The following is a 17,731-nucleotide window of genomic DNA, read 5'->3' on the forward strand; positions in this document are numbered from 1 at the left end:
CGGCTCTACCGCCGGCTCAGCGTACGCTGCACGGCGTCCGCCCAGCCCGCCAGCTTCTGCCGGCGCAGCGTCTTGTCCATGTGCGGGTTGAACTGGCGGTCGAGCCGCCAGCGGGCGGCGAAACCCCGCTGGTCGGGCCAGACGCCGGCCTTCCAGCCGGCGAGCCAGGCCGCGCCCAGCGCCGTGGTCTCGAGGATGGTGGGCCGGTCGACCGGGGAATCGAGGATGTCGGCGAGGAACTGCATGGTCCAGTCCGAGCCGACCATGCCGCCGTCGACCCTGAGCACGGTGTCGCGTGCCCCCTTCCAGTCGCGGCGCATGGCGGTGAGCAGGTCCTGCGTCTGGTAGGCCACGGCCTCGAGCGCGGCGCGGGCGATCTCGGCCCGGCCGGTGTTGCGGGTGAGCCCGAACAGGGCGCCGCGGGCGTCGGCGTCCCACCAGGGGGCGCCCAGCCCGACAAAGGCGGGCACGAGATAGACGTGCTGGCCGGGATCGGCGGCCTCGGCCAGCGCCCCGGTCTCGGCGGAGTCCTTGAGCAGGCGCAGCATGTCCCGGAGCCATTGCACCGAGGCGCCGGCCATGAAGATGGCGCCCTCGAGCGCGTAGGTGGTCTCGCCGTCGAGCCGGTAGGCGATGGTGGTCAGCAGCCGGTTCTTCGAGCGCACCAGGTCGCGGCCGGTGTTGAGCAGCGCGAAGCAGCCGGTGCCATAGGTCGACTTGAGCATGCCCGGCTCGAAGCAGGCCTGCCCGATCGTCGCCGCCTGCTGGTCGCCGGCGACGCCGCGGATGGGGATGGCCGCCCCGAGCACGTCCGCGTCGGTGACGCCGAAATCGGCGGCACAGTCCCTGACCTCGGGCAGCATCGCCCGCGGCACGCCGAACAGCTGCAGCAGCTCGTCGTCCCAGTCGTTGCTCTCGATGTTGTAGAGCAGGGTGCGGCAGGCATTGGTGGCGTCGGTGGCGTGCACCCGGCCGCCGGTCAGCCGCCAGATCAGGTAGCTGTCGACCGTGCCGAAGGCGAGTTCGCCCTTCTCGGCACGCCGCCGGGCGCCGGGCACCTTGTCGAGGATCCAGCGCACCTTGGTGCCGGAGAAATACGGGTCGAGCAGCAGCCCGGTCTTGCGCGCCACCAGCTTCTCGTGTCCGGCCCGCTTGAGCCTGTTGCAGAAGGGAGCGGTGCGCCGGTCCTGCCAGACGATGGCATTGTGGATGGCCTTGCCCGTCGTCCTGTCCCACACGATCGTGGTCTCGCGCTGGTTGGTGATGCCGATGGCGGCGATGTCGGCGGCGGCGACGCCGGCCTTGCGCAGCGCCGTCTTGCAGCTCCACACGCAGGTGGCCCAGATCTCCTCGGGGATGTGCTCGACCCAGCCCGAGGCCGGAAAGTGCTGGGTGAACTCCATCTTTCCCATGCCGGCGATGCGCTGCTCGCCGTCGAAGACGATGGCCCGGCTCGACGTCGTGCCCTGGTCGATGGCGAGCACGTATCCGCTCATGCCCGAGGTCCCCCACCCTGCCGCAGATGCGTGTCCATATACGCGGCGAGCCGCGCCTTGTCTTCGGCCGTTACGCGCAGCCCGAGCTTGGTGCGCCGCCACAGCACGTCGTCGGCGCCGCGGGCCCATTCGTGGGCCATCAGGTAGTCGACCTCGCGCGCGTAGAGGTCGGCGCCGAAATGCGCCCCCAGCTCGGCCGCGCTCCTCGCCTCGCCGAGCAGTTCCGGGACCTTGGTGCCGTACAGGCGCGTCAGCCGCTGCACCAGGGTCGGCGCGAGCCCGGCATGGGCCCGGACGTGCTTCTCGACCAGCGCCTCGAAGGCGGTGGCGGGGCAATCTCCGCCGGGCAGGGGCGCATCGCGCGTCCAGCGCGCGCCCTTGCGGCCCAGCGTCTCGGCGATGCGGTCGACCACTTCCTCCGCCAGCCGCCGATGGGTGGTGAGCTTGCCGCCGAAGACATTGACGAGGACACCTGCCACCTTGTCGCCCTCGGCCCGGATGACGTAGTCGCGGGTCGCCTCCTGGGCGGCGCTGGCGCCGTCGTCGAAGAGCGGCCTGACCCCGGAATAGCTCCACACGATGTCGTCGGTCGTTACCGGTCGCCGGAAATATTCGCTGGCCGCCGCGCACAGATATTCGCTTTCGGCCGGGGTGATCGCCGCCTTTTCCGGCGCCTCGTGGTAGTCGAGGTCGGTGGTGCCGATCAGGGTGAAGTCCTGCTCGTAGGGAATGGCGAAGACGATGCGCCCGTCTTCGTTCTGGAAAATGTAGCAGCGGTCGTGCTCGTACAGGCGCCGCACCACGATATGGCTGCCCTTGACCAGGCGCACGTTGTGCGCGCCGCTCTGGCCGAGCGCTTCGGTGATGACGGTGTCCACCCACGGCCCGGCTGCATTGACCAGCAACCGCGCCGTGATCGTGCTGCGTTCCCCGCTGTCCTGGTTCTCGATGACGACGTGCCAGTGCCCCCCGTCGCGCCGCGCCGACAGCACCTGGGTGCGCACCCGGATGTCGGCGCCGCGATCGGCGGCGTCGCGGGCGGTAAGCGCCACCAGCCGGGCGTCGTCGACCCAGCAGTCGGAGTACTCGAAGCCCAACCGGAATCCGTCCTTGAGCGGCCGGCCGGCTTCGTCCGTGGTCAGGTCCAGCGTCCTGGTGGGGGGCAGCAGCTTGCGGCCGCCCAGCGTGTCGTACATCAGCAGCCCCGTGCGCAGGACGAAGGCCGGCCGCAGCCCCTTGTGATGCGGCAGCACGAAGCGCAGCGGCCGGATGATGTGCGGCGCCAGCGCCCACAGCACCTCGCGCTCGGCCAGCGATTCGGCCACCAGCCGGAACTGGAAATGCTCGAGATAGCGCAGTCCCCCGTGCACCAGCTTCGTCGCGGCCGAGGAGGTCCCCGAGGCGAGGTCGTTCATTTCGCACAGCATGACGCTGTAGCCCCGGCCTGCTGCGTCGCGGGCGATGCCGCAGCCATTGACCCCGCCGCCGATCACCAGCACGTCGACAGCAGCTGCCTTGCGCCTCTCACTCATGCTGGGATTCTTTCTCATCCTGGGGCCCGGCGATTTCCAGCCGGACGTTGGCGGCGTTGCAGATCTCGACGATTTCGGGAGGCGGCATCTCGTCGGTGACGAAGACGTCGATCTGGCCGAGATGGCCGATCCTCACCGGCGCCTTGCGTTCGAGCTTCATGGCGTCGGCGACGAGGATGGTTTGGCGCGCGGTCTCGATGATCGCCTGGGCGACCTTCACTTCGCGGAAATCGAAATCCAGCAGCGTTCCGTCGCTGTCGATGGCCGAGGCGCCGATCACCGCGAAGTCGACGCGGAACTGGCGGATGAAATCCACCGCGGCTTCGCCGACGACGCCGCCGTCGGCATGCCGCACCAGCCCGCCGGTGATCACCACCTCGGCTGAGGGCACGCCGCGCAGGAGGTTGGCGACGTTGATGTTGTTGGTCACGGCCATGATGCCGGTGTGGTCCCTGAGGGCCATCGCCACCTGCTCGGTGGTGGTCCCGATGTTGAGGATGACCGAGGCATGGTCGGGAATGAGGCTGGCGGCCCGGATGCCGATGCGGCGCTTGCCCTCGGCGGCCAGCAGCCGGCGCTGTTCGTAGTCGTAGTTGGCCACCCCGGACGAATAGGTGGCGCCGCCATGCCGGCGGCTGAGCAGGCGCCGGTCGCACAGTTCGTTGAGGTCCTTGCGGATCGTCTGCGGCGTCACCGTGAAATGCTGGGCGAGCCCATCCACGTCCACCCGGCCGCGCTGGCGGGCGAGCGTCATGATATCTGCCTGACGTGGCGTCAGCGGCTCCACGTCGCCCCTCCATGCTTCCGGTTCAGGTATAGGCGAGGCGATTTCGTTTCGGTAGCGATATCTTCGTTTTGATGTTCAAATCGGCTCGTGCGCGGGAGCAATGACGCACCCGGTGCCCGATCCGGCGTCTGGCGCCTTGCTCCAGGCCCGCTTTGCGCCAGCCGTCGGTTGGCGCGCCCTCCAACAAGCGCCGGAATGGCCCGTTGACCGAGCGGGGAGGCAATGTCATGTCGGGCACCTGCCGGAAGCCCGCCATGTTCGCCATCTTCAACATCGTCATCCCAGTCTTCGCCATCGTCGCGCTCGGCAACCTTGCCGTGCGTTTCCGCGTGTTTCCAACGGAAGGCGTGCGTGGACTGGTCGTCTTCGTCAACAATTTCGCGGCGCCCTGCCTGCTCTTCGACGCCATGCTGCGGTCGGATTTCGGCACCGCGTTCAATCTCGGGATCATCGGCCCGTTCTACGCCGGCGCCCTGTTCTCGCTCGTTGCCGGCACCGTCATCGCCATCAGGATCTTCGGCAACAAGCCGGGGGAGGCGGTGTCCTCGGGCTTCGCGGCAATGTTCTCGAACACCGTGCTGCTGGGCATCCCCATCCTGCAGCGCGCCTATGGCGACGCGGCGCTGCCGGTGGTGTTCTCGATCATCGCCTTCCATGCGCCGGTCCTCATCACCCTTGGCATGGTGGTGATGGAACTGGTGCGTCGCGACGCTGCCCCGCTGCACCGGGCGCTGGGCTCCGCGGCGCTGCGCATCCTGAGCAACCCCCTGCTGTGGGGCGTCGCCCTCGGCCTGCTCGCCAATGCCAACAAGCTCGTGCTGCCCGAGCCGGCGCTGGCCTTCCTTGCGATGATGTCCGCCGCCGTCCTGCCGGCGGCCTTGTTCGGCATGGGCGGCGCGCTCAACGAGTACCGGCTGGCCGACAACTGGCCGCAGGCCCTGGCCATGGCGACGTTCCAGCTGGTGGTCCACCCGGCCATCGCCTGGGTGCTGATGGTGCCGGTCCTCGGCGTCGACCCGGCGATCGCAAGATACGGGGTGCTGCTGGCCGCCATGCCGGCAGGCATCAACGTCTATGTCTTCGCCACCTACTACAAGCGCGGGGTGAACGTGGCCACCAACACGCTGCTGATCTCGACCGCCGCCTCCATCGTCACCGTCTCGGCCTGGCTGTACGTGCTGTCGCCGGCGTCCTCCTAGCGCGCCAGCGCCCGTACCGCCCACGCGCGCGCCGACAGGGGGATGCGACCGTCGGCGTCCCGGGGAAGGCTGTCGCGCAGGCCTTGCTGCAGGCGTTCGCGCGCGTCCGGCGCGAGGCTCCTGCAGTAGCCGGGGGCCGGCCCCGCACCGAGCGTGAACGGCGTCCAGTAGTCGTCGAAGTCCTTGAACGTCGTGGCGACTTCGACCGGAATGCACTCGACGGTCGAGAGCCCTGCATCGGTGGCCAGCGCGGTCAGGCCCGAAGCCGTGGCGAAGGGAAAGCGCCGGTTTTCGGTGAGTTCCGCCGCATCGGGGTCGAGCGCCGTCGCCACCCGCCAGAACCATCGCAGGAACTCGAGCCCGCCTCCGGCATAGTCCCATACGTAGAAGGCGATGACCGCACCCGCGCGGGCGACCCGCTTCATCTCCGACAGCGCCCTGACCTTGTCGGGCACGAAATTGAGGACGAGACCGGAAACGATCGCGTCGCGGCTGGCCGTCTCGAGGTCGAGCGCCTGCGCGTCCCCGACCCGGAATTCCACCCTGTCGTCGGCCACGTTTGCCCGTGCTCGCGCGATGAACCCCGCTGACGGCTCGATGGCGACGAGATGTTTCGGGTCGCAGCGCTCCACAATCGTGCGCGACAGGGCGCCGGTGCCGCAGCCCACCTCGAGCCACTCCGCTTGCGGCGGGGTCGCCAGCCAGTCGAGAAAAAGCGGGGCGACGCGGCGGCTCCAGCGTCCCATGTAGGCGTCGTAGGCGTCGCCGTCTCCCCAAGCGTCGTGGCGGGATGTGTCGCGCATCGTCGGTCCTCCTTTGATGCTCTCGCGCCCCCGGCTCAAATCTCCGCTACAGCTCCCGTGCCAGCTCCAGTTCGTCCCTGATCGGCAGCCCGTAGTTTCCCGTCGGCGCGATCTCGGGCTTCAGCCGGCGCGCCGCCTCGACCGCCCCGGGTCGCAGCGCCTGCAGCCGGAAGCCCCGCGCCTGGTAGAAGCGCAAGGCATCGAGGTTGTCGTTGGTGGTGACGACCAGCAGGCGCCGGTGACCGTCGGCCCGGGCCCGGGCTGCCAGCGTCTCCACCAGGACCGTACCGATGCCGCGGCCGGTGCGGAACGCCTCGAGGGTCACGATCTCGCACACGTCGCGGTCGAGCGCCCGATAATGCAGCAGCCCCTCGCGATCACCGGCGATCAACGCCGGATAGCGCGTCACGTCCAGCAGTTCGCCGCGCAGCACCACCATGTGGCCGCCCCAGTTTTCCGTGAGCTGCCGCCGGATCCACTCGCGGTCGGCCTCTCCCGCCGTTTTCACCTCGATGTCGTCGCGCATTCGACTTGCCGCCAGACTCCTCTTAAGAAGCAAAGGCCCAACCGCGACGGAAAGCAATCATGGCGATCGAAATCCTGCAAACCCAGAGGCTTCCCGCGCGCTGCGAACAGGCATTGGCCGAGCGCTATGTCGTTCACCGCCTGTTTGACGCCGCCGACCGGCAGGCGCTGCTCGCCGACGTCGCCCCGCGCGTGCGCGCCACGGCCGGCGGGCATGTCGACGCCGCCCTCATGGACCGGCTGCCCCGGCTCGAGATCATCGCCGTCTTTGGCGTCGGCTACGACAGCGTCGACACCGAGGCCGCGCGGTCCCGCCGCCTGCGGGTGACCAACACGCCCGAGGTCCTCAACGATGCGGTGGCCGAACTCGCCATCGGCCTCATGGTGGCGCTTGCCCGCCACATCCCGCAGGCCGACCGCTACGTACGCGGGGGAGGGTGGGCGAAAGCCGGCTTTCCGCTGCAAGCCGAACTCAACGGCAAGACCCTCGGCATTCTCGGGCTGGGCCGCATCGGCAAGGAGATCGCCACGCGCGCCCAGGCCATGAAGATGCGCGTCGTCTATCATGGCCGCCACCGCCAGCCCTACGAGCCCTATGTGTACTACAGTTCGCTCCTCGACATGGCCCGCGACTGCGACTGGCTCGTCGCCGTGGCGCCCGGCGGCCGCGAGACGTACCGGATGGTCTCGCGCGAGGTGCTTGCCGCCCTCGGCCCGGCGGGCGGCTTCGTCAATCTGGGGCGCGGCACCCTGGTCGACGAGGCTGCCCTGGTGGAACTGCTGCAGAGCGGCGAACTGGGCGGCGCGGCGCTGGACGTGTTCGAACACGAGCCGCATGTCCCCGAGGCGCTGTTCGGTCTCGACAACGTCGTCCTCTCGCCGCACCAGGGCAGCGGCACGCGGCAGACGCGCGAGCGCATGGGCGCGCTGGTCGTCGCCAATCTCGACGCCCATTTCGCCGGCGAGCCGCTGCCGAGCGCGGTGGTCTAGCGTCACGCCTTGTCAGGCTCCGGTCAGCTTGCCTGCGCCACACTGCCGGCTCTGGGATGGCCGGAAGGACAGGCGATGAAATCGGAATTGCGGCCGCGTATTGCCTCCTTCGTGACGATGTTCATCGTGCTGGCCGGGCTCGTCGTGGGGGCCGTGCTCATCGGCATTTCCGCCGCCCCGCTCTTCACCCTTGCCTAATTCGCTTCCGTCGGTGCCGGTCAACCTGACCCCGCGTCGCGTGCTGCAGCGCGGGTGGTTGTGCGGGCCGGCCGGGATGTGAGACGCTTGCCGGGGGCGGACGCATGGGAGGCAACCGGATGCGGGAGTGGTGGCGCGGCGCGGTGATCTACCAGATCTATCCGCGCTCGTTCCAGGATACCAACGGCGACGGCGTCGGCGACCTCGCCGGCATCATGCAGCGGCTCGACCACGTCGCGCGCCTCGGCGTCGACGCCGTCTGGCTGTCGCCGATCTTCGAAAGCCCGCAGGAGGACATGGGCTACGACGTCTCCAACTACAAGGACGTCGACCGCCTGTTCGGGACGCTCGAGGACTTCGATTCGCTGGTTCGCCGCGCCCACGACCTCGGCCTCAAGGTCATCATCGACCAGGTGCTGAGCCACACCTCCGACAAGCATCCCTGGTTCCGCGAGAGCCGCGTGTCGCGCACCAATGCCCGCGCCGACTGGTACGTGTGGGCCGATCCCAGGAAGGACGGCTCGCCGCCCAATAACTGGCCCTCCGTGTTCGGCGGCCGCGCCTGGGAGTGGAACCCCAGCCGCGGCCAGTACTATCTCCACAATTTCCTCGCCAGCCAGCCGGACCTGAACTTCCACAACCCCGCCGTGCAGGAGGCGGCACTCGATGTCATGCGCTTCTGGCTGGAGCGCGGCGTCGACGGCTTCCGGCTCGACACGGTCAACTACTTCTTCCACGACCGGGCGCTGAGGAACAATCCGGCGGCCCGGCGCCCCCGGCACCTGCCGTATGCGGTCAATCCCTACGACATGCAGGAGCACCGCTACTCCAAGAGCCAGCCGGAGAACGTCGCCTTCCTGCGCCGCGTGCGGGCGCTGCTCGACCAGTTCCCCGATACCACCTCGGTGGGGGAGGTCGGCGACAGCCACAAGGGGCTGGCGCTGATGTCCGAATACACCTCCGGCGGCGACAAGCTGCACATGTGCTACTCCTTCGAGATGCTCGGCGAGCCGTTCTCGGCCGAGCATTTCCGCACCCGCGTGCAGCGCTTCTTCGGCGCCGGCGGGGACGGCTGGCCATGCTGGAGCTTCTCCAACCACGACGTGCAGCGCCACGTCACGCGCTGGGCCGCGCACGCGGCCGACCCGGCCGCGTTGGGCCGGCAGGCCGCCATGCTGCTGCTGACGCTCAGGGGCTCGGTATGCGTCTACCAGGGCGAGGAGCTGGGCTTGCCCGAGGCGGACATCCTGTTCGAGGAACTGACCGACCCGCCCGGCATCCGCTTCTGGCCCGAGTACAAGGGCCGCGACGGCTGCCGTACGCCGATGCCGTGGGAGCCGGGCGACCCTCCGAACGGCTTCACCACCGGGCGGCCGTGGCTCCCGGTCAAGCCGGAGCACGCCGCACTGAACGTGGCGGCGCAGGACGCCGATCCGGGCTCCATGCTGAACTTCTACCGGCAGGCGCTCGCCTTTCGCCGCGAGCACGCCGCGCTGATCGATGGCGACATCGAGTTCCTCCGGACCAGCGAGCCCGTGCTCGCCTTCCGCCGCTCGGGCCCGGACGCGAACCTCGTGTGCATCTTCAACCTGTCGCCGCAGCCGGTCCGCGTCACCGTGACGGGGGCGCCGGGTGACGTCCTGCCGCTGTCGCAGGGCGCGCGGCTCGGCCGTACGCGGCTGACGCTGGCGGGAAACGGGTTTGCCGTGTTCAGCGAGCCGCGAGGCGCCGGCGGCATGCAGGTCAAGTTCAATCGGCGGCGGCGACGGGCGGCGGCCTGACGCGCTGCCGCGACCTCAATCGAGCTGCAGCCGCAGGGCCCCCGGCGGAAAGCGGCCGCCTTCGAGGTTGCGCGGATCGTAGTATCTCGTCTCGAAGCCGCCGGCGCCATCGGGGACCCAGGCCTCGATGCAGCCTTTCGCCGTGCGCCGCGTGTCGCGGGCGATGATGCCGTTCTGCCTCAGGTGCATCTGGTCGAAGATCGCCTGCTCCTCCTCGGTGTAGTCGGCGCCCACCTGCATCCTGAAGCTGAAATGGACACCGGGGCCATAATTCTCGCAGTCCGGCTGCGCGGCCAGCGCGCCCGTGGTGAGGGCGAAAAAGGTCAGCGGAAGCAGAATCGCGTGGCGCATCGGGCGGCAGTCTCCATAGGGCTGGTCGGCGGACTTTCGGGTGCGTCGATCAGGCGGACAAGTCGAGGGTTTCGCACCCCTGCTCCCATCGAAACGGATGCGGTGCAAGTGGGTCGACCCCATTTCATCCGCTCATTCGGGCAATATCATGGGCCGTGCCGCCATCAGGCGGTACGCGAGGCGTTCTCGACAAGGCGCACCCAGTAGCTCACGCCGGCGGGAATGATGTCGTCGTTGAAGTCGTAGGTGTCGGTGTGCAGCTCGCTGGAGTCGCCGTTGCCGATGAAGATGTAGGCGCCCGGCCGTGCCTGCAGCATGTAGGAAAAATCCTCGCCGCCCATGGTGGCGTCGGCATTGGCATTGACGCGCTCGGGGCCGGCTATCTCGGCGGCGACCTTGGCGGCATAGGCCGTCTGCGCCGGGGCGTTGACGGTCACCGGATAGCCGTGGCGGTAATGGATTTCCGCGGTCGCCCCGAAGGCCTCCACCAGGCTGCTGGTGACGGTGCGCAGCTGCGTCTCCATGACCGTGCGCACCTGCTCGTCCAGCGTGCGGATGGTGCCGGTGAGCTTCACCGTGCGCGGGATGACGTTGAAGGCCTCGCCCGCCTCGACCATGGTGACCGACAGCACCGCATGGCGCATGGGGTCGACATTGCGCGACACGATGGTGTGCAGCGCCGTGATCAGCTGCGCCGCCACCATCACCGGATCGATGGTGTTGTGGGGCAGCGCCGCGTGCCCGCCGACGCCCTCGATCAGGATGGAGAACTGGTCGCTGGCGGCCATGATGCCGCCCTCGCGGATGCCGAAGGACCCGGCGGCCAGCCCGGGGATGTTGTGCATGCCGTAGACTTCCTCGATGCCGAAGCGCCCCATGAGCCCGTCTTCGACCATGGCGCGGCCGCCGGCGCCGCCTTCTTCCGCCGGCTGGAAGATGACGACCGCCGAGCCGTCGAAGGCGCGCGTCTCGGCGAGGTAGCGGGCCGCGCCGAGCAGCATGGCGGTGTGCCCGTCATGGCCGCAGGCATGCATCCTGCCGCTCACCGTACTCGCATAGGGCTTGCCGGTGCGCTCGGTGATGGGCAGGGCGTCCATGTCGGCCCTGAGGCCGATGGTCTTGCCCGGGCCGCGCCCGCGGATGACGCCGACGACGCCCGTCCGCCCGATGCCGGTCACGACTTCATCGACCCCGAACTCCCGCAGCAGGGTGGCGACCCTGTCGGCGGTGCGGTGCACGTCGTATTGCAGCTCGGGATGGGCGTGCAGGTCGCGTCGCCATGCGGCAATTTCGCCATGGAAGTCCGCGATTCGGTTGATGACTGGCATGTCGGACCCTGAAACCTTTGGGATTTCAATGTGCCGGTTGGAAGTGTGGGGCGTCAACCCGAGGCGGCCACCCCGGGGCAGGGGGCGTGAGGCGATTGCAAATCCCCCCTCCGGCCAGTAAACACGGCGGGCATTTCCCGCCTGGACTGCCAACATGTTCGAAACCCTCAGCAAAGCCACGCTGGACAAGATTTTTGTCCTGATGGCCGAGTACGCCGCCGATCCGCGCACCGACAAGATCGACCTCGGGGTCGGCGTCTACAAGGACGAGACCGGCAACACGCCGATCATGAGCGCGGTACGCAAGGCGGAGAAACGCATGAACGAGACCGCCCGGACCAAGACCTATGTCGGCGTGGTCGGCAATCGCGGCTTTTCGTCCGCCGTGGTCGACCTGGCGCTGGGCGGAGTCGTCGATGCCGGCCGCATCCGCACGGTCAACGGCAATGGCGGCACCGGCGCGCTCATGGTCCTCGCCCACGTCCTGGGGCGCGCCCGCCCGGGCGGCAGGATCTACATTTCCGATCCGAGCTGGCCCAACCATTGGCCGCTGGTCGAGGCGGCCGGGCTGGTCCCGCACAGCTACCCCTATTTTGATCCCCGCACGCGCCAGGTCGATTTCGGCGCCATGATGGGTGTCCTCGATGGCCTGACGCCGGACGACATCGTGCTGCTGCACGGGTGCTGCCACAATCCCACCGGCGCCAGCCTGTCGCCCGAGCAGTGGGATACCATTGCCGCGAGCCTCGCACGCACCGGCGCCTTTCCCCTGATCGACCTCGCCTATCTGGGCTTCGGCGACGGCATCGAGGCGGACGCCTATGGCACGCGCCGGGTTGTCGCCGCGGTGCCTGAAGCAATGGTGGCCTTCTCCGCCTCCAAGAATTTCGGCCTCTACCGGGAGCGGGCCGGGGTCGCAATCGCCATCGCCCGCAACGCGGCGGACGCCGACATCGTCTCCAGCCAGATGCAGAACGTGCTGCGCGCCAGCATTTCGCAGACCCCCGACCACGGGGCCGAAATCGTCCGCATCATCCTTGGGGACGCCGCACTAAGGGCCGAGTGGGAGGCCGAGCTCACCGCCATGCGGGAGCGCATGAAGCGGCTGCGCGAGAAGCTGGCGGAGGCCATCCGGCAGCGCTCCAACGCGACGGATTTCGACTTCCTGGCGCGGCACACGGGAATGTTTTCGCTCCTGGGCCTGCCTGAGGACGTGGTTGCGCGGCTCAAGGTTGACGACGGCGTCTATATGATCAACGACAGCCGCATCAACGTCGCGGGCATTCCCGAGGACCGGATTGGCGAACTGGCCGACCGGCTGCTCGCTGCCGTCGGGTGACTGTCCCGATGGACCTTGCGGCGCAGGTGCGCGGTGCGGCACAGTCGGGACGCCGCATGAATGAGAAAAACCAGTTTCCTGGAGGGAAACGATGAAATTCTTCGTCGACACGGGTGATTTCAAGGAAATCGAGGAGCTGTCCGATACCGGGCTGCTCGACGGGGTGACCACCAACCCCTCGCTCGTTGCCAAGTCGGGCCGCGATTTCAAGGAACTGATCGCCGATATCTGCAAGGTGGTGGCCGGGCCGGTGTCGGCCGAAGTGGCCGCGACCGATTTCGACGGCATGATGCGCGAGGGCGAGCGCCTCGCCAAGATCGCGGACAACGTCGTGGTCAAGGTGCCGCTCACCTTCGACGGGCTCAAGGCCTGCCGGCATCTGAGCAGCGCCGGCATCCCGGTCAACGTGACGCTGTGCTTCTCGCCCAACCAGGCGCTGCTCGCCGCCAAGGTCGGTGCGGCCTATATCTCGCCCTTCGTGGGTCGCCTCGACGACATCAATCTCGAAGGCATGGAGCTGATCCAGAACATCCGCACCATCTACGACAACTATGCCTTCTCGACCGAGATTCTCGCCGCCTCGATCCGTTCGCCCAACCACGTGACGCAGGCGGCGCTGGCTGGCGCCGACGTCGCCACCATCCCGCCGGCGGTGATCCGCAAGCTTGCCGACCATCCGCTGACCACCGTGGGCCTGGCGAATTTCGTCAAGGACTGGAAGGCCACGGGGCAGTCGATACTCTGATGGCCGACGCAAAGACCGCCGCCGCCGTGAAGGCAGCCCTGGCCGACGTGGAAATCCCCGGCGGCGGCAACCTGGCCGGCTATGCCGGGCTCTCCGACATCATCGTGACCTCGGGCGCGATCGCGCTCGCCATCACCGTGGCGCCGGGGATGGAACCGGCTTTCGGCCCGGTCCGCACCGCCGCCCTCGAGGTGGTGGAGCGCATCGCCGAGGGCCGCAAGGTGCTGGTTTCCCTCACCTCCGAGAAGTCGGCGGCTGGGCATGCCCACGTCCGCAAGCCCGGCCCGCCGCCCAAGGAGGCGGTCGCCGGGATCCGGCATATCCTCGCCGTCGGTTCCGGCAAGGGCGGCGTCGGCAAGTCGACCGTCGCCGTCAACCTGGCGCTGTCGCTCGCCGCCGAGGGCCTGCGCACGGCCATCCTCGATGCCGACCTGTACGGCCCGTCGGTGCCGCGCCTGCTCGGTCTCGACGGCAAGACCGCGATCCGCGAGGACGGCATCTTCGTGCCGCACCGGGCCTTCGGCATCGCCGCCATGTCGATCGGCGCCATGCTGCATCCCGGCCAGGCCGTCGTCTGGCGCGGCCCGATGGCGACGTCGGCGCTGCGCCAGCTGCTGCGCGAAACCGACTGGGGCGGGCTCGACGTGCTCGTCGTCGACCTGCCGCCGGGGACCGGGGACATCCAGATTTCCCTTGTCCAACAAGTGCCTCTGGTCGGCGCCGTGATCGTCTCGACGCCCCAGGACCTGTCGCTGATCGACGCCACCAAGGCCATCGACATGTTCCGCCGCACCGAGGTGCCGGTGCTCGGGCTGGTCGAGAACATGAGCTATTTCGTCGCTCCGGACACCGGCAAGCGCTACGACATCTTCGGCCATGGCGGAGCGAAAAAGGCTGCCGAATCGATGGGGATACCGTTCCTCGGCGAGGTCCCGCTGGTCATGGGCATTCGCGAGACCTCGGATGCCGGCACCCCGGTCACCGCCACCGCCCCGGACGGCCCGGAAGCCAAGGCCTTCCGGGCGCTTGCGCAGGCCATCCTGAACCAGAACCCGGCGCTCCGCCCCTAGCCGGGGGCGGGGTGACAGGCGCCGCCCGCACTGCTACTGTAATCGATTACATCGACGCGTTGCCCCAAGGCAACGACGCCGGTCAACGGATCCTGAACGGGGTTTTTCGGCAGAGCGGGGAGGAAAGCATGTTTTCGGTAGATCGCGGCGATTTCGGCCCGGGGTTCCTCTTCGGCGTCGCCACCGCCGCCTACCAGATCGAAGGTGGCCAGACCGACGGCCGCGGCTCCTCGATCTGGGACAGCTTCTCGGCCACCCCCGGCAACATCAAGAACGGCGACACCGGTCGCATCGCCGTCGACCACTACCATCGCTGGCCCGAGGATCTCGACCTCGTCCGCGACGGCGGCTTCGACGCCTACCGCTTCTCCTTCGCCTGGCCACGGCTGCTCCCGGAAGGGACCGGCCCGGTTAACGCGGCCGGCCTCGATTTCTACGACCGGCTGGTCGACGGCATGCTGGCGCGCGGCATCAAGCCCTTCGCCACGCTCTACCACTGGGACCTGCCTTCCCCGCTGCAGGATCGGGGCGGCTGGATGAACCGCGACGTCGCCGGCTGGTTCGCGGAATACGCCGCCGTTGTCGCCCACCATTTCGGCGACCGGCTGGCCGCGATCGCCACCATCAACGAGCCCTGGTGCGTCGCCTTCCTCAGCCACTACCTGGGCGTGCACGCCCCCGGCTATCGCGACCTGCGCGCGGCCTCCCGCGCCATGCACCATGTGCTCTTCGCGCACGGAACCGCCGTCGCGGCGCTGCGCGCCGAGGGCGCCAAGAATGTCGGCATCGTGCTCAACCTCGAAAAATCCGAGGCGGCGGGCGCGGGTGCCGCCGACCGGGCGGCGCAGACTCACGGCGACGCGCTCTTCAACCGCTGGTATCTCGACGGCCTGTTCAAGGGGCGCTACCCCGAGGAACTGACGACGCTGCTCGCGCCCTGGCTGCCCGAGGCGTTCGAGCGCGACATGGAGGTGGTGTCGCGCCCGCTCGACTGGCTCGGCGTCAACTACTATACGCGCGCCCTCTACGCCGCCGATCCCGCGGCGCCGCTGTTCGGCTCGCGGCGGGTCGCCGGCCCGCTCGAAAAGAGCGACCTTGGCTGGGAGATCTACCCCCAGGGCCTTACCGACCTGCTCGTGCGCGTTGCGACCGACTACACCAAGCTGCCGATCTACATCACCGAGAACGGCATGTCCGAGACCGATGACAGCCGCCGCGTCGCCTTCTACGACGCCCATCTCAAGGCCGTGCTCGCGGCGCGGCAGCAGGGTGCCGACGTGCGCGGCTATTTCGCCTGGTCGCTGCTCGACAACTACGAATGGGCCGAGGGCTATGCCTCGCGCTTCGGCCTCGTTCACGTCGACTACGAGACGCAGCGGCGCACCCCCAAGGGCAGCTACCGCGCCTTCCAGGGCCTGCTGCACAACACGCGCTAGCAACAGCAGCGCGGGACCGTCGCCGGCCCCGCGCGGCGGGACTACAGCGCCTCGGTCAGCTCCGGCAGCAGTTGGAAGATGTCGCCGACGAGGCCGTAATCGGCGAGCGCGAAGATGGGGGCGTCGGCATCGCTGTTGATGGCGACGATTACCTTGGAGTCCTTCATCCCGGCCAGGTGCTGGATGGCTCCCGAGATGCCGCAGGCGATGTAGAGCTCGGGCGCCACCACCTTGCCGGTCTGGCCGACCTGCAACTCGTTGGCGGCGTAGCCCGCGTCCACCGCCGCCCGGCTGGCGCCGATGGCCGCGTTGAGCTTTTCGGCCAGCGGGTTGAGCAGGGCGTCGAACTGCTCCTTGCTGCCGAAGGCGCGCCCGCCCGAAACGATGACGCGCGCGGCGGCAAGCTGCGGGCGGTCCGACTTGGCCGTGCGCTCCTCGACCACGCGCGCGAGCCCGGGATCGGCGGCGGCGGTGACTGCTGCGATGTCGGCCGAGCCGCCGGCAGGGGCGGCGGCGAAGGCGCTGGTGCGAACGGTGATGACTTTCTTGGCGTCGGTGGCGCGCACCGTCTCGATGGCGTTGCCGGCATAGATGAGGCGGCGGAACGTATCGGGGGATTCGACGGTGACGATGTCGGAGACCTGCATCACGTCGAGCAGGGCGGCGACGCGCGGCAGCGTATCCTTGCCGGTGCTGGTCGCGGCGGCGACGACGGCGTCGTAGCCGGACGCGAGTTCGACGATAAGGGCCGCCAGCGGCTCGGCCGCCCGGTCGGCGTAGCGCGGATCGTCGGCGAGGAGCACGCGTGCGACGCCACCAAGCGCCGCGGCCGCGTCGGCGACGGCGGCGCAGCCGCTGCCGGCCACCAGTATGTGCACGGGCTGGCCGAGGCCGGCGGCGGCGGTCAGGGCGTTGGCCGTCTGGGCATCGAGGCGGTTATTGTCGTGTTCTGCGAGCAGCAGCGTTGTCATCGAATCACCTTGGCTTCAGTGCGCAGTTTGTCGACCAGTTCCGCGACAGAACCGACCATAATGCCCCCCTTGCGCGCGGGCGGCTCCTCGGTGTGCAGCACTTCCAGCCGGGGCGCGAGGTCGACGCCCAGCTCGTCCGCCGGCACCTTGGCCAGCGGCTTGCTGCGCGCCTTCATGATCGCCGGCAGCGAGGCGTAGCGCGGCGTGTTGAGCCGCAGGTCGACGGTGACGACCGCCGGCAGCGCGAGTTCGACGACGCGCAGGCCGCCGTCCATCTCGCGGGTGACGCGCAGGGTGGTGCCGGAAACCTCGACCTCGCTCGCAAACGTTGCCTGGCCGCGGCCCATCAGCGCCGCCAGCATCTGCCCGGTCTGGTTGGAGTCGTCGTCGATCGCCTGCTTGCCCAGCAGCACCAGGTCGGCGGCTTCGCGCGCGGCCAGCGCCTTGAGGACCTTGGCCACGCCGAGCGGCTCGGTGCGGCCGTCATGCTGGACGAGGATCGCCCGGTCGGCACCCATGGCCAGCGCCTGGCGCAGCGTGTCCTCGGCCTTGGCCGGGCCAACCGACACCGCGACGATCTCGGTCGCCGCGCCCTTTTCCTTGAGCCGGATCGCCTCCTCGAGAGCGATCTCGTCGAAGGGATTCATTGCCATCTTGACGTTGTCGAGCTCGACCCCGGAGCCGTCCCGCTTGACGCGGACCCGGAGGTTGGCGTCGACCACGCGCTTGACCGCCACCAGAACCTTCATGCTGTCTCCTTCCTCAGTGCGGCCCCCCGGCCACGCCGCTTCATGCATGATGACGCCCGCCGAGTCCATAAGGCGAAGGGCGAGGGGCGCGATGGCGCGCGGCGGGCCGGCCGGGCCCGGGGCGCCCCCGCCATGGCAAACAAAGCCTTGCCGGCTTCGCTCGAATTGTCGCCGTCCTGGAACGGAAGGGGTGAGCCTTTTGCTCTACAACGGCCGGCGGGGGCTGACCGTGTCCGATGCCGGCGCAGCCGAGTTAGGCCGCTTCAACGAGGAAGCAATGCTCCGGCGTACCAAGACCATCGTGCTCAAAGAAGACAATGACGCGGCCGCCGAGGCGACGTCCGCGAGCGCGACCGCCGGCGGCGCCGCACCCGAGGGCGTCGCGCCCGGCGCACAGGTGGGCGCCATGCGGGCCGAGATCGAGGGCGCCT

General features: G+C 68.9%; 19 protein-coding genes. 9 read left to right on the plus strand and 10 right to left on the minus strand.

What is annotated here, in order from left to right:
- Positions 1 to 5 precede the first annotated feature (5 nt).
- Genes glpK through VGD93_RS16785 form a run of 4 tightly spaced genes read right to left on the minus strand, consistent with a single transcriptional unit; the run spans position 6 to position 4,095 of the window.
- Positions 6 to 1,496, minus strand: coding sequence for a glycerol kinase GlpK (glpK, locus tag VGD93_RS16770; RefSeq protein WP_395013311.1), 1,491 nt, complete (start codon positions 1,494 to 1,496; stop codon positions 6 to 8).
- On the minus strand, positions 1,493 to 3,028 hold the full coding sequence (gene glpD, locus VGD93_RS16775) for a glycerol-3-phosphate dehydrogenase (protein WP_395013312.1): 1,536 nt from the start codon (positions 3,026 to 3,028) through the stop codon (positions 1,493 to 1,495). Before glpD ends, glpK begins: the two co-directional genes overlap by 4 nt.
- Positions 3,021 to 3,806, minus strand: coding sequence for a DeoR/GlpR family DNA-binding transcription regulator (locus VGD93_RS16780; protein ID WP_395013329.1), 786 nt, complete (start codon positions 3,804 to 3,806; stop codon positions 3,021 to 3,023). The genes glpD and VGD93_RS16780 overlap by 8 nt, the downstream gene beginning before the upstream one ends.
- 31 nt (positions 3,807 to 3,837) lie before the next feature.
- Complete coding sequence (locus VGD93_RS16785) at positions 3,838 to 4,095, minus strand: hypothetical protein (RefSeq protein ID WP_395013313.1); 258 nt, start codon at positions 4,093 to 4,095, stop codon at positions 3,838 to 3,840.
- On the opposite strand from VGD93_RS16785, the gene VGD93_RS16790 reads away from it, so the two are divergent.
- Entirely contained in the window at positions 4,070 to 5,014 is a 945-nt protein-coding gene (locus tag VGD93_RS16790; protein ID WP_395013314.1) for an AEC family transporter, read from the plus strand. The two genes, VGD93_RS16785 and VGD93_RS16790, sit on opposite strands and share 26 nt — an antisense overlap.
- Here VGD93_RS16790 and VGD93_RS16795 read toward each other — a convergent pair.
- Both VGD93_RS16795 and VGD93_RS16800 read right to left on the minus strand, forming a co-directional pair.
- Positions 5,011 to 5,817, minus strand: a complete 807-nt coding sequence (locus VGD93_RS16795) for a class I SAM-dependent methyltransferase (RefSeq protein WP_395013315.1) — start codon at positions 5,815 to 5,817, stop codon at positions 5,011 to 5,013. The two genes, VGD93_RS16790 and VGD93_RS16795, sit on opposite strands and share 4 nt — an antisense overlap.
- 46 nt (positions 5,818 to 5,863) lie before the next feature.
- On the minus strand, positions 5,864 to 6,343 hold the full coding sequence (locus VGD93_RS16800) for a GNAT family N-acetyltransferase (protein ID WP_395013316.1): 480 nt from the start codon (positions 6,341 to 6,343) through the stop codon (positions 5,864 to 5,866).
- A 59-nt stretch (positions 6,344 to 6,402) separates the two neighbouring features.
- Between VGD93_RS16800 and VGD93_RS16805 the strand changes: the two genes are divergently transcribed.
- From VGD93_RS16805 to VGD93_RS16815, 3 genes are all read left to right on the plus strand, one after another.
- On the plus strand, positions 6,403 to 7,332 hold the full coding sequence (locus VGD93_RS16805; protein WP_395013317.1) for a 2-hydroxyacid dehydrogenase: 930 nt from the start codon (positions 6,403 to 6,405) through the stop codon (positions 7,330 to 7,332).
- A gap of 75 nt (positions 7,333 to 7,407) precedes the next feature.
- On the plus strand, positions 7,408 to 7,530 hold the full coding sequence (locus VGD93_RS16810; protein WP_395013318.1) for a hypothetical protein: 123 nt from the start codon (positions 7,408 to 7,410) through the stop codon (positions 7,528 to 7,530).
- A 119-nt stretch (positions 7,531 to 7,649) separates the two neighbouring features.
- Positions 7,650 to 9,311, plus strand: a complete 1,662-nt coding sequence (locus VGD93_RS16815) for an alpha-amylase family glycosyl hydrolase (RefSeq protein ID WP_395013319.1) — start codon at positions 7,650 to 7,652, stop codon at positions 9,309 to 9,311.
- Positions 9,312 to 9,326: 15 nt separating this feature from the next.
- On the opposite strand, the gene VGD93_RS16820 is transcribed toward VGD93_RS16815, so the two are convergent.
- Complete coding sequence (locus VGD93_RS16820; protein ID WP_395013320.1) at positions 9,327 to 9,662, minus strand: hypothetical protein; 336 nt, start codon at positions 9,660 to 9,662, stop codon at positions 9,327 to 9,329.
- A 164-nt stretch (positions 9,663 to 9,826) separates the two neighbouring features.
- Positions 9,827 to 10,990, minus strand: coding sequence for a M20 aminoacylase family protein (locus tag VGD93_RS16825; protein WP_395013321.1), 1,164 nt, complete (start codon positions 10,988 to 10,990; stop codon positions 9,827 to 9,829).
- Between the two features lie 154 nt (positions 10,991 to 11,144).
- Here VGD93_RS16825 and VGD93_RS16830 point away from each other — a divergent pair, with 154 nt between their 5' ends.
- The 4 genes from VGD93_RS16830 to VGD93_RS16845 all read left to right on the plus strand — a co-directional run bounded on the left by VGD93_RS16830 (position 11,145) and on the right by VGD93_RS16845 (position 15,580).
- Complete coding sequence (locus VGD93_RS16830; RefSeq protein WP_395013322.1) at positions 11,145 to 12,329, plus strand: aromatic amino acid transaminase; 1,185 nt, start codon at positions 11,145 to 11,147, stop codon at positions 12,327 to 12,329.
- A 91-nt stretch (positions 12,330 to 12,420) separates the two neighbouring features.
- Positions 12,421 to 13,074 (plus strand): fructose-6-phosphate aldolase, encoded by a 654-nt coding sequence (gene fsa / locus VGD93_RS16835; RefSeq protein WP_395013323.1) that lies wholly within the window; start codon positions 12,421 to 12,423, stop codon positions 13,072 to 13,074.
- Positions 13,074 to 14,144: an Mrp/NBP35 family ATP-binding protein gene (locus VGD93_RS16840; protein ID WP_395013324.1), complete on the plus strand. Its 1,071-nt coding sequence runs from the start codon at positions 13,074 to 13,076 to the stop codon at positions 14,142 to 14,144. Before fsa ends, VGD93_RS16840 begins: the two co-directional genes overlap by 1 nt.
- Before the next feature lie 128 nt (positions 14,145 to 14,272).
- Positions 14,273 to 15,580, plus strand: coding sequence for a GH1 family beta-glucosidase (locus tag VGD93_RS16845; RefSeq protein WP_395013325.1), 1,308 nt, complete (start codon positions 14,273 to 14,275; stop codon positions 15,578 to 15,580).
- A 41-nt stretch (positions 15,581 to 15,621) separates the two neighbouring features.
- Here VGD93_RS16845 and VGD93_RS16850 read toward each other — a convergent pair whose 3' ends face one another.
- Both VGD93_RS16850 and VGD93_RS16855 read right to left on the minus strand, forming a co-directional pair.
- Complete coding sequence (locus tag VGD93_RS16850) at positions 15,622 to 16,551, minus strand: electron transfer flavoprotein subunit alpha/FixB family protein (RefSeq protein ID WP_395013326.1); 930 nt, start codon at positions 16,549 to 16,551, stop codon at positions 15,622 to 15,624.
- Positions 16,548 to 17,300, minus strand: a complete 753-nt coding sequence (locus VGD93_RS16855) for an electron transfer flavoprotein subunit beta/FixA family protein (RefSeq protein ID WP_395013327.1) — start codon at positions 17,298 to 17,300, stop codon at positions 16,548 to 16,550. The genes VGD93_RS16850 and VGD93_RS16855 overlap by 4 nt, the downstream gene beginning before the upstream one ends.
- Positions 17,301 to 17,490: 190 nt before the next feature.
- On the opposite strand from VGD93_RS16855, the gene VGD93_RS16860 reads away from it, so the two are divergent.
- On the plus strand, positions 17,491 to 17,731 hold a 241-nt coding region (locus VGD93_RS16860), incomplete at its 3' end, for a hypothetical protein (protein ID WP_395013328.1).

The sequence above is a fragment of the Devosia sp. genome (assembly GCF_036406155.1).
Lineage (GTDB): Bacteria > Pseudomonadota > Alphaproteobacteria > Rhizobiales > Devosiaceae > Devosia_A.

What these genes read in the sequence shown, in the direction of transcription:
- fsa (WP_395013323.1), top strand. Translation starts at nt 12,421, where the DNA reads ATGAAATTCTTCGTCGACACGGGTGATTTCAAGGAAATCGAGGAGCTG.
- VGD93_RS16850 (WP_395013326.1), bottom strand. Translation starts at nt 16,551, where the DNA reads ATGACAACGCTGCTGCTCGCAGAACACGACAATAACCGCCTCGATGCC.
- VGD93_RS16795 (WP_395013315.1), bottom strand. Translation starts at nt 5,817, where the DNA reads ATGCGCGACACATCCCGCCACGACGCTTGGGGAGACGGCGACGCCTAC.
- VGD93_RS16830 (WP_395013322.1), top strand. Translation starts at nt 11,145, where the DNA reads ATGTTCGAAACCCTCAGCAAAGCCACGCTGGACAAGATTTTTGTCCTG.
- VGD93_RS16815 (WP_395013319.1), top strand. Translation starts at nt 7,650, where the DNA reads ATGCGGGAGTGGTGGCGCGGCGCGGTGATCTACCAGATCTATCCGCGC.
- VGD93_RS16800 (WP_395013316.1), bottom strand. Translation starts at nt 6,343, where the DNA reads ATGCGCGACGACATCGAGGTGAAAACGGCGGGAGAGGCCGACCGCGAG.
- glpK (WP_395013311.1), bottom strand. Translation starts at nt 1,496, where the DNA reads ATGAGCGGATACGTGCTCGCCATCGACCAGGGCACGACGTCGAGCCGG.
- VGD93_RS16840 (WP_395013324.1), top strand. Translation starts at nt 13,074, where the DNA reads ATGGCCGACGCAAAGACCGCCGCCGCCGTGAAGGCAGCCCTGGCCGAC.
- VGD93_RS16845 (WP_395013325.1), top strand. Translation starts at nt 14,273, where the DNA reads ATGTTTTCGGTAGATCGCGGCGATTTCGGCCCGGGGTTCCTCTTCGGC.
- VGD93_RS16820 (WP_395013320.1), bottom strand. Translation starts at nt 9,662, where the DNA reads ATGCGCCACGCGATTCTGCTTCCGCTGACCTTTTTCGCCCTCACCACG.
- VGD93_RS16805 (WP_395013317.1), top strand. Translation starts at nt 6,403, where the DNA reads ATGGCGATCGAAATCCTGCAAACCCAGAGGCTTCCCGCGCGCTGCGAA.
- glpD (WP_395013312.1), bottom strand. Translation starts at nt 3,028, where the DNA reads ATGAGTGAGAGGCGCAAGGCAGCTGCTGTCGACGTGCTGGTGATCGGC.
- VGD93_RS16855 (WP_395013327.1), bottom strand. Translation starts at nt 17,300, where the DNA reads ATGAAGGTTCTGGTGGCGGTCAAGCGCGTGGTCGACGCCAACCTCCGG.
- VGD93_RS16785 (WP_395013313.1), bottom strand. Translation starts at nt 4,095, where the DNA reads ATGACGATGTTGAAGATGGCGAACATGGCGGGCTTCCGGCAGGTGCCC.
- VGD93_RS16790 (WP_395013314.1), top strand. Translation starts at nt 4,070, where the DNA reads ATGTTCGCCATCTTCAACATCGTCATCCCAGTCTTCGCCATCGTCGCG.
- VGD93_RS16825 (WP_395013321.1), bottom strand. Translation starts at nt 10,990, where the DNA reads ATGCCAGTCATCAACCGAATCGCGGACTTCCATGGCGAAATTGCCGCA.
- VGD93_RS16810 (WP_395013318.1), top strand. Translation starts at nt 7,408, where the DNA reads ATGAAATCGGAATTGCGGCCGCGTATTGCCTCCTTCGTGACGATGTTC.